Genomic DNA, 14,163 nt, shown 5'->3' with positions numbered 1-14,163 from the left:
CTTCGGGTTTTTTGTTGTTCAAAAGGAAAAAGAAAATGAGTATCTTAAGGCTATCAAAAACCAACCAAAATGCGATTGTTAAGAATAGTAGTAGTATCACTCGTTCTTTTTACTAGTTGTAAAAAAGAAGAAAGTGGACTTCAAATAAATGTGTCTTTTTCAGATGCAATAAGTAAAGATGCCAAAGATGGTAGATTGTTATTGATGCTATCTACGAATGATGAAAAAGAACCCCGTTTTCAAATTTCTACAGGTTTAAATACACAACTCATTTACGGAAAGAATGTTGAGGGTTGGGAACCAAATGTAGCTAGCAGTTTCGATCAGGATATTTTCGGGTTTCCAATCGAAAGTTTGAAAGACATAAAGCCAGGTGAATATAATGTGCAGGCTTTGTTACATACTTATGAAACTTTTAATCTGTCGACAGGACATACAGTAAAACTGCCAATGGATAATGGCGAAGGACAACAATGGAATAGATCACCAGGAAACATCTATAGTAAACCAATCAAAATTAATATTGATCCGAAAAACTCGCAACCAATTGAGATTGTGATGGATCAAATGATCCCAGAAATCGAAGAACCTGAGGATACAGAGTGGATCAAACACATTAAGGTAAAGTCCGAAAAGCTCTCGAAATTTTGGGGAAGAGATATTTATTTAGGAGCTCATGTATTGCTTCCTAAAGGATTTAATGAGCATTCCGAAGCGAAGTATCCATTAATGGTATTTCACGGGCATTTTCCTTCCAATTTTGGCGGATTTCGTACAACACCTCCAGATCCTAATTTAAAGCCGGAGTACTCCGATCGCTTCAAATTAGATGGATACAATATTACACAACAACAAGAAGCCTATGACTTTTATAAACGATGGAACGAACCTGATTTTCCTCGTTTTCTAATTATTGAAATTCAACACCCCACACCATATTACGACGATAGTTATGCGGTAAATTCTGCTAGTCAAGGTCCTTATGGAGATGCAATTACTCATGAACTAATCCCGGAAATAGAGAGGCAATTTAGGGGGATAGGAGAGGGTTGGTCTCGTTTTTTATATGGTGGCTCAACTGGTGGTTGGGAAGCATTAGCTGTTCAAGTGAAATATCCAGATGAGTACAATGGATGTTTTGCGGCATGCCCGGACCCAATTGATTTCAGAGCCTATTGCTTAGCTAATATTTATGAAGATGAAAATGCCTACTACTACAAAAGCGAGCATAAGAAAATAGAAGTTCCTATGCATCGTGATTATTTAGGGCAGATTGACGCAACGGTACGCGAGGCAAATCACCTAGAACTTGTTTTAGGAAATGAGTCAAGAAGTGGGCAGCAATGGGATATATGGGAGGCGACCTATTCACCTCAGGATGAAGACGGATACCCAAAACGAATATGGGATAAATACACAGGTGATATCGATCATGAGGTAGCTGAATTCTGGAAAGAAAATTATGACCTACGCCATATTATGGAACGAGACTGGGATAAGTTAGGAGAGAAATTAAAAGGGAAAATCCATATTTATTGTGGTGATATGGATAATTACTATTTGAATAATGCGGTGTATTTAATGGAGGATTTCCTAGAGAATACAACCAATCCACATTACGATGGAGAAATTGCCTATGGTGATGGCGATGAGCACTGCTGGAATGGCGATCCAGATCAACCCAATGCCATTTCTAGACTGCGATACAACAGTATGTATGTTCCTAAAATAATGAAACGAATAGCTGAAAGTGCACCAAAGGACGCTGATTTGACTAGCTGGCGTTATAAATAAACAGGTGTAAAAATGGATAGACCTAAAATTAAAATTGAAAAGGATGTTCTTGATGTTTTTCTTGAAACTTTAGGATTAGCTTTCATAATAATTATACTTGTTTTACCCATTGTTTATTACAATCAACTTCCTGAAAAAATACCAACACATTTTGGAGCCGACGGTACTGCCGATGATTTTGGAAGTAAAAGTTCTATTTGGTTATTACCAATACTAGGAACTGTAATGTTTTTTGGTTTATTTATGTTGAATAAATATCCACACATTTTTAACTATCCTCAAAAGATTACTGCTGAAAATGCAAAGAAACAATATCAAAATGCAACTAAGCTTATCAGGTTTTTAAATACTTCGATTGCCCTAGTATTTGCATATATAACCTATAGCACTATTAATGTTGCAATCGGAAAGCAAAGCGGATTAGGCTCGTATTTTTTAATTGCCTTTCTAGTTTTAATATTTATTCCAATTTTTTATTTCCTATATCGTTCAATTCCTAAGAAGTAAAATCGTCAACCTTAGTTCACATAAATCCACCATATGACCGACTTACAAATTGCCAGTAGCATCCAACCAAAACATATTAAGGAAATTGCTTCAAAACTTAGTATCCAAGAAGACCAACTAGAGTATTATGGGTCAGATAAAGCCAAACTCCCGTTAGATTTAATCGATGAGAAATCCGTTAACAATGGAAATTTAGTTTTAGTTACAGCAATTACCCCCACACCCGCTGGGGAAGGAAAAACAACCACATCTATAGGACTAGGTGACGCACTAAGTCACATTGGTAAGAAAACTGTTACGGTACTTAGAGAACCTAGTTTAGGTCCAGTTTTTGGTATCAAAGGAGGTGCCGCTGGAGGCGGATATAGCCAGGTAATTCCTATGGTAGATATCAATCTACATTTTACCGGGGATTTTCATGCTATCGAAAAAGCGAATAACCTGTTAGCAGCTTTAATAGATAACAACATTCAGAGTAAGACCAAAAGTATCGGTATCGATCCGCGTACAGTCATTTGGAAACGATGTATGGATATGAATGACAGAGGACTCCGAAAAATCGTTGCTGCTCTTGGAGGTAAATCGGGTGGTGTTCCTAGAGAAACTGGTTTTAATATCACAGCTGCTTCGGAGATTATGGCTTTGCTTTGCCTTTGTAGAGACATGAATGATCTTCAGGAAAAATGTGGGAATATTTATGTCGCAGACACTTGGGAGGGCAAACCAGTTTATGCAAAAGATTTGCATGCGCAAGGCGCGATGGCGGTGTTGCTTAAAGACGCTATAAAACCGAATTTAGTGCAAACCCTAGAAGGTAATCCAGCTATTATTCACGGTGGGCCCTTTGCCAATATTGCTCAAGGAACAAACTCGATTCTCGCTACAAAAATGGGGTTAAGTCTTAGTGATTACGTAGTCACAGAAGCAGGTTTTGGATCTGATCTAGGCGCAGAAAAGTTCTTGAATATTAAATGTAGAATGGCAAATCTTTCTCCTAAAGCAGTTGTCTTGGTAGCGACCATTAGAGCATTAAAATATCACGGAGGGAAAAATATAAAAGAGTTGACCAATGAGGATGTAGATGCTCTTGAAAAAGGCCTGCCAAATTTAGAACGGCACATATCCAGTTTACGAAGTTTTAGATTACCCATTGTTGTTTCTATTAATGCCTTTAGCAGTGATACAGATGCCGAAAAGAAGTTTTTATTCGATTATTGCGAGAAAAATAACATTCCAGTCGCCTTGAGTTATGGCTGGGCAGAAGGAGGTAAAGGCTGTGTCGATCTTGCCAATAAAGTTGCTGCGGCTGTAGAAGGGTGCACTCAAAAATTTAGCCCAACTTACGAACTAACTGATGACATCCGTACAAAAATGGAAAAGATTTGTAGAACAATTTACGGTGCTGAGAATGTGATTTTAAGTAATAAGGCGAATAGGCAACTAAAGCAATTTGAAGCCATGGGTTATGGTAATTTACCAGTATGTATTGCCAAAACTCAGAAAAGCCTCAGTGATGACGAAAAGCGACTTGGTCGACCAGAAAACTTTGACATTCATATAAGAGAATTTGAAATTGCCACCGGCGCGGGCTTTATTGTGCCCATTGCAGGAAACATCTTAAGAATGCCGGGATTACCAGCAACACCATCAGCAAATCATATCAAAATGGATGCGAACGGCGATATTACTGGTTTGTTCTGAATGGCTTATTTGGCAAACAACTGTTCCATATCCTTGAATGCTTTAAACTCTAAAGCATTTCCCGAAGGATCTTTAAAGAACATGGTAGCTTGCTCTCCAACTTCACCTTCAAATCGGATATATGGTTCAATAATAAACTCAATATTTTTTGATCGTAAGTCGGCTGAGAACGATTGAAACGTATCCCATGGTAAGACAACACCATAATGTGGTACAGGAACGGCTTTGCCATCTACGTCATTATGAGCAGCACTATCTGTTTCATCTTGTGCTTTGTGATGAATTACCAATTGATGTCCGAAAAAATTAAAATCTACCCAGTGATCACTATTTCTGCCCTCTTTGCAGCCTAAAGTTTCTCGATAAAAAGTTCTGCATTCTGACAAATTATGAACTGGTATTGCAACGTGGAAGGGAGTGATTGATGACATGCTTTTTATTTTTTTGATTACTCAAAGATCGGAATAATTATGTGTTCAATAAATCTATACTTCACATTTTAACACAACTAATTTTCCAAGTAGGAAAGACGATTGTTTCATCTTTATTTACCCATTCACCGATCCACTTATAGCCTTTATCATTTATGGCGTAAAAGGTTAATCTATAAAACCCATGCATGCCATTCGGTGCTTTTTGTTTTCTGTATAAAATGATGTTTCCATTTTCTTTTTTAGTTCCCTCCCAAGCTGGTAGTATTGGAACCGCTGACCCTGATGAATAATAATGTACATACCATTTCAAACTATCCTTATTAAATTGTCTAATGCTGCCGGAATGACGCCCATCCTCCTTTAGGGTCTCATCTTGTATGGCCATTCCGTTCATTATGTATTTAAATTGCCAAGTCATTTTTATTGGCTTAGCCCATGTTTGATCTGGATTTCTACTTTCTGATGAGCATTCGCATTTACCAATTAGAGGTTCGAAATCTGCCAATTGCTTAGGCGCTTTTGGGTTCAATTTTCCAAAAGGAAATTGTTCACTAGGTTCGAAGTTGTATAGATTTTGACAATATATGTTGCTAGAAATGAAAATAAAAATGACAAATAGAAATGTTCTCATTACCTATTTAAAAGTTGGTTAGTATAGGTAAAAGATAATTATGATAGTGACCCAATGAAAGCCAATTATGAAATTCTTAACAAGTACCTAGATGGTTTTACTACTATCTGAAACCAATCTATTTATTTCATTTAGCTCTGCATCTGTTAGATCGCGCCATTTCCCTACAGGCATATCTAGTTTTACATTCATGATGCGAATACGCTTTAATTTGGTGACGCCATATCCTAAATGCTCGGCCATACGTCTAATTTGACGATTTAATCCTTGGGTAAGAACGATTCTAAAAACGAATTTGCTTACTTGACTTACCTCACACTTACGAGTTACTGTATCGAGAATAGGCACGCCATTTCCCATTTTTTTGATAAAATCATGAGTAATAGGTCGATCTACGGATACGATATATTCCTTCTCATGATTGTTCCGCGCTCTAAGAATTTTGTTGACGATATCACCATCATTGGTTAAAAAAATAAGGCCTTCACTGGGTTTGTCAAGCCGACCTATCGGGAAAATGCGAGTAGGATAGTTAATGTAGTCGATGATATTATTTTTTTCCACTCTGGTGTCCGTTGTACAGACAATACCAATAGGCTTATTAAATGCGAGATATACTTTTTTATCTTGATCTTCTTTTCCTACTTGTTTGCCATCAACTTTTACAACATCGCCTTCAGTTACTTTTGTTCCCATTTCAGGAATCTTATCATTAATAGTAATGCGTCCCTGGTCGATCAATTTATCTGCAGCGCGACGCGAACAATAGCCAATCTCACTAAGGTATTTGTTAATGCGTATTTGTTTTTCTTCTGGCATTTGGCAAAGATACTCTAATCAGGTTTCACAAAATCATAGATATACTTATCAACCTCGGGTGTGTTAACGGAATGCCCCATATTTTCAGTTGTAATAAAGGTCGCATTGGTAACACTACTAGCTATTGCTACGCCCTCTTGGTATGCAATAATATCATCGTATTTATCGTGAATTACCATGGTGTTTATTTCAAAAGAAGCCGCAAAATTGGCAGATGAAAATTCCCTTGGGTCAAAGTTGTACTTATGGTGTACAAAGGTGTAAATAGCATTCATCATTCGATCATTAAACCCAATAATACGTTTGTAATTATCCATTAAATGAGTGAACTCTGATGGAGCAGCAATAGAGATTAACTTTTCTAAAGCCGGAAATTGGTATTTGTAATAGGAATAAATTGAACTCATCCCGCCTACCGAATGTCCTATGATAGTAGATGGTTTATAAAAATCTACAATTGTTTTTATACATTCAGCATATAAAATACCATCAAATCGAGTTCCGCTTGATTGTCCATGAGCAGGACCATCAAATGCGACAATTGAATATCCTGTTTCTTTAAGTTTCAAAATGGTGTTTTCCCATCGCCCAGCGTTACTTTCCCAACCGTGTGCCAACAAAATCGTTTTTTCTCTACCAGGCCATAAATAACTGTATAGTGTTAGATCATCATGCTGATGTTGCTGTCGGGTAGCCGATGAAAGGAATTCTGACTGCTCTCTAGTGAGTTTTCCACTTCTAGGAGTAGTGTATAGCTTCATGGCGGTTTTTGCTGCAAATTTTGGCGCAATATAGACCAGTGAATTTAAGTAGGTACGATAAAATTGAATAAGTAGGTTTCTTATCATAAGCAGTTGTATTACTCCTCTTCGCGATGCACACGTCCCATCGAGAAAGCTGGTTTACAAATGGCAATATATTCGCATTCAGCATCAAATGGATTGGAATATTGAATGCGGGCTCCCTTTTCTATTTTTATTGACTGACCCGCTTCTAAAACAACGATTTCTTCTTCGATAATGAACTGTTTTTTTCCGCGAATGATATAGGTATATTCATCAAATTCGGGACTCTGAAAAGGTTCACTCCACCCGGGTGGTGCTATCATATGAGCAATACTGATCTGATCATTACCATCGGTAGCAAGGCCCCAATGTTCTTCAATTACTTTTCCATCTGTTGTTGGAACAACAAAAGGCGATTTTTGTATGTTGAATTTTTTGCTCATGTCAATTTACCAGCCTAACATAAAATATTTGAATTTAGCGGTATCTGGTATCTGTACTGCTTCAATCTTAATATTAGAATCGTAGCGCAAATTTGCTGGCAATTCTTTTTTATCTATAGTAATAAAAGCATCAATTTCATTTACAAAAACCACTACAGAATTAATACTATTTTGAATACCTGAAATTGTATAATTATCCCGAATATCTTTAAACGTACTTTCTAGGCCAAGTCCTTTGTCTGTTTTGTAGCGCGAATCGATAATTCTAATTGTCTCAATTAATTTCAGGGTGTCTTTTGAAGATGGTGTGGCAGTAAATAGATGCTTTCCACCCTTTTCATATATCAAAAATGAATCACCGCCTGTATAAACGATATCTTCTTTACTACTTCTTTTTACGACAGAATCTGCTGCAAAAATGGAATCAAGTTGGGATGCATTATTCGTGTTTTTTAAAGCACCAATTGCTCCTTTAGAAATTAAAAAGGTGGTGTCCTTTTTAGCACAACCACAGGCCAATAATAGGCACATACACAAAGTAAAGGCTTTGTATGTTACTTGCATGTCAATCTGTTTTTTAGTCTAGTTCTAGTTTTAACTTTCGTTAAAAGTGCAAAGCTATTATTTTTGGAAGAAGTTATCTTAAATAATTACAGGTTTATAATACCTTTTTTAATATCCCAAAAACACTACGAATAAAGGTGGCACTTGTCAATACTTTTACGACAGGATTCATCGCTGTACTTCGACGTCGACTTGAACTTCTGCTAGTTGATCTTGATTTTTTCTCTTTGGCTTCACGTTCTTCTTCTTTTGCTTTTACCTCTTCGGCCTTTTTGATTTTTTTATCAAGCAATTCGTAAGCACTTTCACGGTCGATGTCCTCATTGTATTTTTTTATCAATTTGGATTCATCGAGCAATTTTTTTAGCTCACTATCAGTCAACACATCCATTCGGCTCATCGGAGCACGCAACATGGTTGCAGCAAGTGGAGTAGGACGACCTTTTTCATCCAAAGCAGAAATAAGTGCCTCACCAATACCAAGAGAAGTTAATACTTCAGCTGTATCGTAGTAATCAGTATCTGGATAATTTTGTGCAGTTAATTTGATGGCTTTACGGTCTTTTGCAGTAAAAGCCCTTAGTGCATGCTGTACCTTTAATCCTAGCTGGCTCAGCACAGCTTCTGGCACATCAGTCGGATTTTGAGTAACAAAATATAATCCAATTCCTTTAGAGCGTATCAACTTTACAATGCTTTCAATTTGAGATAATAACGCTTTGGAAGCCTCATTAAAAATAAGATGGGCTTCATCAATAAACATGATTAATTCTGGTCTTCCGCTATCGCCTTGCTCAGGAAAAGTCTCATAAATTTCCGCAAGCAAGCTCAACATAAAAGTCGAGAATAATTTAGGTCGATCTTGAATATCAGTTAGTCGAATGATGTTGATATATCCCATTCCGTTTTCATCTACACGCACTAGATCTTCAACGTCAAACGAGGTTTCACCAAAAAACAGATCAGCTCCCTGTTGTTCTAACTCAACAATCTTTCTTAAAATGGCTCCAGTCGATGAGGTAGAAATACGACCGTATAATTCGGCAATTTCTTTTTTACCCTCGCCAGTGGCGTATTGTAGCACCTTTTTAAAATCTTTAAGATCTAGAAGGGGTAGCTTATTATCGTCACAATATTTAAAAATAACAGCTATAATACCAGCCTGTGTTTCTGTAACGTCTAATATTCTAGAAAGAAGAATAGGACCAAATTCAGAAACAGTTGCGCGCATTCGTACGCCATCTTGTTCGGAAAGTGACATGATCTCAACCGGAAACTTCTTGGCATTAAACGGAAGTCCAATTTTTTCATGGCGTTCATCAATCTTTGGATGTCCTGGGCTAGGCTGGGCAATTCCACTTAAATCTCCCTTGATATCCATTAATAATACAGGAATTCCTTTTTCTGATAAATTTTCTGCAATTACTTGAAGCGTTTTCGTTTTTCCTGTTCCCGTAGCACCTGCAATAAGTCCGTGACGGTTCATAGTTTTTAATGGCACTTTTACATGTGCATTCGTAACAGTTTCGCCATCCAAGATGCCAGCTCCCATAGTGATAAATTCACCCTTAAACGTATTGCCAGTGTTTATATATTCAAAAAATTCGTCCTTTCTGCTCATCGAATTAAGTTTTGTTAAAAATAGCGATTCCCTTTGTAAGTGAAAAAGGGTAAAAGTCGAAAAATTAAAAAGAGATAAAGCGTGCCGAAAATGGGATAAAAAGAGCGGATTTGATATTTAAGATTGGATAGTTGCAATTTTTGATTTTGGGAATTTTCCTTTTCACTACTTTTAATACTATCTAACGAAAACCAATCACAATGAAATTTTCTAAAATACCTTTATGTGTATTCTGCATAATATCCTTAATTTCCTGTAACAATTCAGGAGAAGTTACATTTCATGCATCTCATGAAGAGCGTAAAAAGGATGCTCCATTTTCTGATGCCGTACAAGTAGGGAATTTGTTTTTTCTAGCAGGGCAAGTAGGTATCGACGGAGCCACCAGAAAACTGGTGCCTGGAGGCATTAAACCAGAGACAAGACAGGTGTGTCAGAACATTATTGAGGTACTCGCGCAACATCAAATGACTACAGATAATGTTGTGAAATGCACTGTAATCTTAGCCGATATTAATGACTTTGTTGCGTTTAATGAAGTATACAAAGAGTTTTTTCCTAATAAACCGGCACGTACCACCTTTGCTGTGAGCGGTCTTGCTGTTGGCGCAAAGATTGAGATCGAATGTGTTGCAGCTAGATAGCAAAAAGTTATCTTTGCGGCATGGTTACCGCAGAAACACATGAGCTTGTAAAAAAAGGTGAAATGCTTCCTTTAATGGAGGAGTTTTACACCATACAGGGAGAAGGCTATCACAAAGGAACAGCCGCTTATTTTATACGAATAGGCGGTTGTGATGTGGGATGCCACTGGTGTGATGTAAAAGAAAGTTGGAATGCAGAAGTGCATCCGCCTACTTTGACTTCACAAATTGTAGAAAATGCGATAAAATATAGCGATACAGTTGTAGTAACTGGCGGTGAGCCATTGACTTGGGATATGACTAAGTTGACGAACGAACTTAAAGAAAAAGGCGCTAGCGTTCACATTGAAACTTCAGGAGCATATCCATTAACAGGAAAGTGGGACTGGATTTGTCTTTCTCCTAAAAAGCTAAAATTACCCACGCCCGAAGTTTATAGGAATGCCAACGAGTTAAAGGTGATCGTTTACAATAAAAATGACTTTGAGTTTGCTGAAGAACAAGCTGATAAAGTGCCAGACGATTGCATTTTGTATTTACAACCCGAATGGAGTAAGCGCGATAAAATGATTCCGCAAATTGTTGACTATGTAATGCAAAACCCTAAGTGGAAAGTCTCCTTACAGACACATAAGTATCTTAATATACCTTAAGTTTAGTTCAGAGTTCAGAGTCAGAATTGGGGATTGTATTTTACTGCCAACTGAATACTATTTTTAACGTCCACCATTAGCCTGCAAGTCAGCGATGCAAAGAGGATCTAACTCTGGATCGGAACTGCCCATCATGTTCATATTACCCGAGCTAAACGTAATTTGAAAATTCATCAAGCAATTAGCAACATTACAGTGTTGTCCGTTTTCTTCATCTAAGTGATCTGTTTGCATTGGTGTTCCTAGATCAACCAAGCCTAATAAATGAGCGAATTCATGTTGTAAAGTTGCACTCTCAATCTGCTCGGTACTAACACCATTATTTCTTGTACCTAGGTCTTGAATTACTGAGCCGAACAGCACAAAACTCGTGTTTCTGTAGGCTGCCCCCAGTGTAAAACTATCGGGATCAGTGTCTTCTTCAGACTTTCTATTAGCATTAAAAAGGTATACCGCTATTTCATCCTCAGAATTATAATTTTGGCGTTGGTCACGTTCAATATTTGCGATTTGTTGTAAACTATAATCTTCATTCTGGGGTGCATCGATTGAACGTTGTATCACACGAATTCCGCCAGGTTTATTAATTCGTTCATTCAAAAAATTAGTAAGATTCTGAACCGAACTTGACCTTAGCTCGAAACCACGAACTGATACAATTTCTAAAACTAGACTATTATATGTTGTATCACTTAATAAATCATTTGCAGAATCACCAGTTGCCAATAAATTGGCTGTGCGATCTATTTCTGGATCGGCTGGGCCATCATCATTCTTACATGATGAGATAATAAACAAACTAAAAAACGCAATACCTAATACTAACTTTTTCCCTATCATTTGGCAATTTGATTAAACAACAATTACATAACTGCTAAAATGTTAAAATATTTCAACTTTAGCTTAGTTGTATTTTTTAAGACATACTTACGCAACCATTGGTTTAAAATACATCTGTTTAAAAATACTAAGATATGAGGTGGTTTATGGTAATATCAATTTTTCTGCTCACTATTTCTTGTAACAATGATGATTTAGATACGAATACTGTTATTGGTACATGGGAAATAAATGCGCGTTTAGTAGATCCTGGTGACGGTAGTGGCGCATTTCAGCCACTATCATCTGGAAAACAGCTTGTTTTTGATGAAAACGGAACGGTAATGATATCCAGAGGAACTCTTTGTGATCTAGTTAATGATGAAAACGCTAGTCAAACTGGTACGTATTCGCATGAATCTTCATTAGTTACTATTATTTGCGAGGTTTTTTCAGCAGATTCGAGTGTTAGATATGAGCTAAAGGATGACAATTTATTCATTTATTACCCGTGCTTTGAAGCCTGTGTAGAGCGTTATCGTAAAATAGCTGATTGAGTTGTTTTAAAATAGATGAGATTAAAAAGACTTTTTTAATGTAAAACTTTTGCCCTATTTAGCAGTTAGCTTGGCCAAATAGTCGTAATGTTCCCCTTCAACAACTAGTTCGCAATTAAAGCCATTAACGTCTGCAGCCCTTTGTAGCGTATTAAAATCTAAATACAACCAATCAAAAGGCTCACCTACGGCGTCTTTGTAATAGGTTATGAATTGGAGTTCGCCATAATAACCTTGTCCTGCTTCTAGCAAAACACTACCATCTTCTTCTCGATCGAACATATAGATAAGATCACTACTATCTAAAAGTACTTGGCCATTTGGTTTCAAAATATTTTTTAGTTGATTGAATAGACGATCAATTCCAGAAAGTGTTTCGCATACACCAAGACCATTCATCAACAATAAAACAGTATCATATTGTTCATTTTTTAGGTCGAAAAAATCTTGAAGTTGTGCATTATGAACACCTCGTTTTTTGCATGTTTCGATCGCTCCTTCAGAAATATCGATAGATTTCACCATCAGTTTTCTCTCATTTTGGAGATATAAACTATGACTGCCAGCTCCGCAGCCAACGTCAAGAATGGTTCCTTTAGCGAGATCTAATGCAGCACGCTCAATTTTTGGCATTTCTTGGTAGCTTCTAAAAAGGTAAGGAACCGATAAGGTGTCTTTTTCCGAAATAGAAGTTTCTGTAATAATGTCTTCAGAATAATTTCCGTTTATATAATCTAGCATGGCCATGCCTAAAATATCCATAGTACGAATTGGTTAACTTTGTATAAAAAAGAATGGACGAGCTGTTGCGAGAACTTCCAGAAAAGGCCAAAGATAAGCATACTGAAAACAAGAAGTTTTTTAACAAGCTTAAAAAAAAGCCTCCTAAAAAGTTAGATTATATCATGCAGGAATTGCATGAAGAAGAGTTTGAGCAAACTGATTGTTTAACATGCGCCAATTGTTGTAAAACTACAGGCCCATTATTTACTGATAAAGATGTAAGCCGAATAGCGAAGCATTTTAAAATGAAGGATCATCAGTTTATAAGTCAGTTTTTACGAGTTGATGAAGACAATGATTACGTCTTACAATCAGTTCCTTGTACTTTTCTTGGCACTGATAATTATTGTTCAATTTATGATGTTCGGCCAAAGGCTTGTCGCGAGTTTCCACATACTGACAGGAAGAAATTTCATCAAATAGGAAATCTCACCCTTAAAAATGTTGCTATTTGCCCCGCTGCCTTCAACATTGTGGAAAAGATGAAACAACGATTGCAATAAAAAAATTATATTGCTAAAAAAAGTAAGAACATGGAAGAGATTATTGCATATTTTGAGACCATTCCTTCATCACACAGAAGTTTAATTATTGTCTCAGGAATTACATTTTTCTTTTTATTGGAGTACGCTGTACCCTTATTCAAAATGCGTTATAGAAAGTTTAAGCACGCTTGGACTAATATCTTTTTCACCTTAACAACAGTTGTTGTCAATTTTGTTCTAGCATTTTTACTATTGTGGACATCTGATTGGGTAATCGCAAATGATTTTGGGGTTTTACAATGGTTGCCAGAAGTGCCACTTTGGGCATATGTGTTGATCGGACTAATGTTATTAGATTTAATAGGCGCGTATACTGCGCACTGGGCGGAGCATAGGATTAAACCATTATGGATGTTTCATCTTATTCATCATACCGATACCAATGTTGATACAACCACTGCTAATAGACATCATCCCGGGGAAAGTGTAATCCGGTTTGCATTTACGTTGGTTGGGGTTTTTATTGTGGGAGCACCTATTGCCCTTGTGTTCTTATACCAAAGTATTTCTGTTGTGCTATCCCAGTTTAATCATGCCAATATTAAAATTCCAAAATGGCTAGATAATGCGCTTAGTTGGGTTATCGTCTCGCCAGATATGCATAAGGTGCATCATCATCATGTAATGCCGTATACCGATACAAATTATGGTAATATTTTTTCAATTTGGGATCGACTTTTTGGGACTTTTGCCAAAATGAATAATGAAGATATTGTGTATGGAATAGATACTGTGCCGGATCCTAAAGAGAATGCTGAGATTGTTCCGTTATTAAAAATCCCATTTCAAGGGTATCGTAAAGCGACAACCAGTGAATAGAGTATGTTTAATTTTCTTGTTATTCATTGCGGCATGTAACCAAC

17 protein-coding genes are annotated in these 14,163 nt (G+C 36.9%); 8 read left to right on the top strand and 9 right to left on the bottom strand.

Annotated elements, in window-relative coordinates:
- Window positions 1–69: 69 nt before the first annotated feature.
- The 3 genes from GWK10_RS02935 to GWK10_RS02925 are packed head-to-tail and all read left to right on the top strand — an operon-like array spanning window position 70 to window position 4,002.
- On the top strand, window positions 70–1,794 hold the full coding sequence (locus GWK10_RS02935; RefSeq protein WP_164029397.1) for an alpha/beta hydrolase-fold protein: 1,725 nt from the start codon (window positions 70–72) through the stop codon (window positions 1,792–1,794).
- Between the two features lie 12 nt (window positions 1,795–1,806).
- A complete protein-coding gene (locus tag GWK10_RS02930; protein ID WP_164029396.1) occupies window positions 1,807–2,301 on the top strand; it encodes a DUF1648 domain-containing protein in 495 nt (164 codons plus the stop codon).
- Between the two features lie 33 nt (window positions 2,302–2,334).
- A complete protein-coding gene (locus tag GWK10_RS02925; protein ID WP_164029395.1) occupies window positions 2,335–4,002 on the top strand; it encodes a formate--tetrahydrofolate ligase in 1,668 nt (555 codons plus the stop codon).
- A 5-nt stretch (window positions 4,003–4,007) separates the two neighbouring features.
- Here the strand turns inward: GWK10_RS02925 and GWK10_RS02920 are convergent, their stop codons facing one another.
- The 7 genes from GWK10_RS02920 to GWK10_RS02890 all read right to left on the bottom strand — a co-directional run bounded on the left by GWK10_RS02920 (window position 4,008) and on the right by GWK10_RS02890 (window position 9,299).
- The gene (locus GWK10_RS02920; RefSeq protein WP_164029394.1) at window positions 4,008–4,433 is read right to left on the bottom strand and encodes a VOC family protein; all 426 of its coding nucleotides are present in this window, start codon (window positions 4,431–4,433) and stop codon (window positions 4,008–4,010) included.
- A 61-nt stretch (window positions 4,434–4,494) separates the two neighbouring features.
- Window positions 4,495–5,067, bottom strand: a complete 573-nt coding sequence (locus tag GWK10_RS02915) for a hypothetical protein (protein ID WP_164029393.1) — start codon at window positions 5,065–5,067, stop codon at window positions 4,495–4,497.
- A gap of 87 nt (window positions 5,068–5,154) precedes the next feature.
- Entirely contained in the window at window positions 5,155–5,886 is a 732-nt protein-coding gene (rluF, locus tag GWK10_RS02910; protein WP_164029392.1) for a 23S rRNA pseudouridine(2604) synthase RluF, read from the bottom strand.
- A gap of 14 nt (window positions 5,887–5,900) precedes the next feature.
- Entirely contained in the window at window positions 5,901–6,734 is an 834-nt protein-coding gene (locus GWK10_RS02905; RefSeq protein ID WP_164029391.1) for an alpha/beta fold hydrolase, read from the bottom strand.
- A gap of 11 nt (window positions 6,735–6,745) precedes the next feature.
- The gene (locus GWK10_RS02900) at window positions 6,746–7,114 is read right to left on the bottom strand and encodes a cupin domain-containing protein (protein WP_164029390.1); all 369 of its coding nucleotides are present in this window, start codon (window positions 7,112–7,114) and stop codon (window positions 6,746–6,748) included.
- A gap of 6 nt (window positions 7,115–7,120) precedes the next feature.
- Window positions 7,121–7,678 (bottom strand): hypothetical protein, encoded by a 558-nt coding sequence (locus tag GWK10_RS02895; RefSeq protein WP_239540674.1) that lies wholly within the window; start codon window positions 7,676–7,678, stop codon window positions 7,121–7,123.
- Window positions 7,679–7,772: 94 nt separating this feature from the next.
- Window positions 7,773–9,299, bottom strand: coding sequence for a helicase HerA-like domain-containing protein (locus GWK10_RS02890; protein ID WP_164029389.1), 1,527 nt, complete (start codon window positions 9,297–9,299; stop codon window positions 7,773–7,775).
- Window positions 9,300–9,499: 200 nt separating this feature from the next.
- Between GWK10_RS02890 and GWK10_RS02885 the strand changes: the two genes are divergently transcribed.
- Together GWK10_RS02885 and GWK10_RS02880 are read left to right on the top strand one after the other, a co-directional pair.
- On the top strand, window positions 9,500–9,943 hold the full coding sequence (locus GWK10_RS02885; RefSeq protein WP_164029388.1) for a RidA family protein: 444 nt from the start codon (window positions 9,500–9,502) through the stop codon (window positions 9,941–9,943).
- 20 nt (window positions 9,944–9,963) lie between these two features.
- Window positions 9,964–10,596, top strand: a complete 633-nt coding sequence (locus GWK10_RS02880; RefSeq protein WP_164029387.1) for a 7-carboxy-7-deazaguanine synthase QueE — start codon at window positions 9,964–9,966, stop codon at window positions 10,594–10,596.
- Between the two features lie 63 nt (window positions 10,597–10,659).
- On the opposite strand, the gene GWK10_RS02875 is transcribed toward GWK10_RS02880, so the two are convergent.
- Window positions 10,660–11,436: a membrane metalloprotease gene (locus GWK10_RS02875; protein ID WP_164029386.1), complete on the bottom strand. Its 777-nt coding sequence runs from the start codon at window positions 11,434–11,436 to the stop codon at window positions 10,660–10,662.
- Window positions 11,437–11,570: 134 nt separating this feature from the next.
- On the opposite strand from GWK10_RS02875, the gene GWK10_RS02870 reads away from it, so the two are divergent.
- On the top strand, window positions 11,571–11,972 hold the full coding sequence (locus tag GWK10_RS02870) for a hypothetical protein (protein ID WP_164029385.1): 402 nt from the start codon (window positions 11,571–11,573) through the stop codon (window positions 11,970–11,972).
- Window positions 11,973–12,026: 54 nt separating this feature from the next.
- On the opposite strand, the gene GWK10_RS02865 is transcribed toward GWK10_RS02870, so the two are convergent.
- A complete protein-coding gene (locus GWK10_RS02865; RefSeq protein ID WP_164029384.1) occupies window positions 12,027–12,734 on the bottom strand; it encodes a class I SAM-dependent methyltransferase in 708 nt (235 codons plus the stop codon).
- A gap of 32 nt (window positions 12,735–12,766) precedes the next feature.
- On the opposite strand from GWK10_RS02865, the gene GWK10_RS02860 reads away from it, so the two are divergent.
- Window positions 12,767–13,258 (top strand): YkgJ family cysteine cluster protein, encoded by a 492-nt coding sequence (locus GWK10_RS02860; protein WP_164029383.1) that lies wholly within the window; start codon window positions 12,767–12,769, stop codon window positions 13,256–13,258.
- A 30-nt stretch (window positions 13,259–13,288) separates the two neighbouring features.
- On the top strand, window positions 13,289–14,119 hold the full coding sequence (locus GWK10_RS02855; protein WP_164029382.1) for a sterol desaturase family protein: 831 nt from the start codon (window positions 13,289–13,291) through the stop codon (window positions 14,117–14,119).
- The last annotated feature ends 44 nt before the right edge of the window (window positions 14,120–14,163 follow it).

This window comes from Spongiivirga citrea, from assembly GCF_010671565.1.
GTDB classification, from domain to species: Bacteria; Bacteroidota; Bacteroidia; order Flavobacteriales; family Flavobacteriaceae; genus Spongiivirga; species Spongiivirga citrea.
Note: the sequence above shows the minus strand (reverse complement) of the source record. Positions and strands in the feature narration are given on the sequence as shown.

Bases quoted from the DNA above. Each gene is read 5' to 3' on its own strand.
- GWK10_RS02935 (WP_164029397.1), top strand. From the start codon at position 70: ATGCGATTGTTAAGAATAGTAGTAGTATCACTCGTTCTTTTTACTAGT.
- GWK10_RS02930 (WP_164029396.1), top strand. From the start codon at position 1,807: ATGGATAGACCTAAAATTAAAATTGAAAAGGATGTTCTTGATGTTTTT.
- GWK10_RS02925 (WP_164029395.1), top strand. From the start codon at position 2,335: ATGACCGACTTACAAATTGCCAGTAGCATCCAACCAAAACATATTAAG.
- GWK10_RS02920 (WP_164029394.1), bottom strand. From the start codon at position 4,433: ATGTCATCAATCACTCCCTTCCACGTTGCAATACCAGTTCATAATTTG.
- GWK10_RS02915 (WP_164029393.1), bottom strand. From the start codon at position 5,067: ATGAGAACATTTCTATTTGTCATTTTTATTTTCATTTCTAGCAACATA.
- rluF (WP_164029392.1), bottom strand. From the start codon at position 5,886: ATGCCAGAAGAAAAACAAATACGCATTAACAAATACCTTAGTGAGATT.
- GWK10_RS02905 (WP_164029391.1), bottom strand. From the start codon at position 6,734: ATGATAAGAAACCTACTTATTCAATTTTATCGTACCTACTTAAATTCA.
- GWK10_RS02900 (WP_164029390.1), bottom strand. From the start codon at position 7,114: ATGAGCAAAAAATTCAACATACAAAAATCGCCTTTTGTTGTTCCAACA.
- GWK10_RS02895 (WP_239540674.1), bottom strand. From the start codon at position 7,678: ATGCAAGTAACATACAAAGCCTTTACTTTGTGTATGTGCCTATTATTG.
- GWK10_RS02890 (WP_164029389.1), bottom strand. From the start codon at position 9,299: ATGAGCAGAAAGGACGAATTTTTTGAATATATAAACACTGGCAATACG.
- GWK10_RS02885 (WP_164029388.1), top strand. From the start codon at position 9,500: ATGAAATTTTCTAAAATACCTTTATGTGTATTCTGCATAATATCCTTA.
- GWK10_RS02880 (WP_164029387.1), top strand. From the start codon at position 9,964: ATGGTTACCGCAGAAACACATGAGCTTGTAAAAAAAGGTGAAATGCTT.
- GWK10_RS02875 (WP_164029386.1), bottom strand. From the start codon at position 11,436: ATGATAGGGAAAAAGTTAGTATTAGGTATTGCGTTTTTTAGTTTGTTT.
- GWK10_RS02870 (WP_164029385.1), top strand. From the start codon at position 11,571: ATGAGGTGGTTTATGGTAATATCAATTTTTCTGCTCACTATTTCTTGT.
- GWK10_RS02865 (WP_164029384.1), bottom strand. From the start codon at position 12,734: ATGGATATTTTAGGCATGGCCATGCTAGATTATATAAACGGAAATTAT.
- GWK10_RS02860 (WP_164029383.1), top strand. From the start codon at position 12,767: ATGGACGAGCTGTTGCGAGAACTTCCAGAAAAGGCCAAAGATAAGCAT.
- GWK10_RS02855 (WP_164029382.1), top strand. From the start codon at position 13,289: ATGGAAGAGATTATTGCATATTTTGAGACCATTCCTTCATCACACAGA.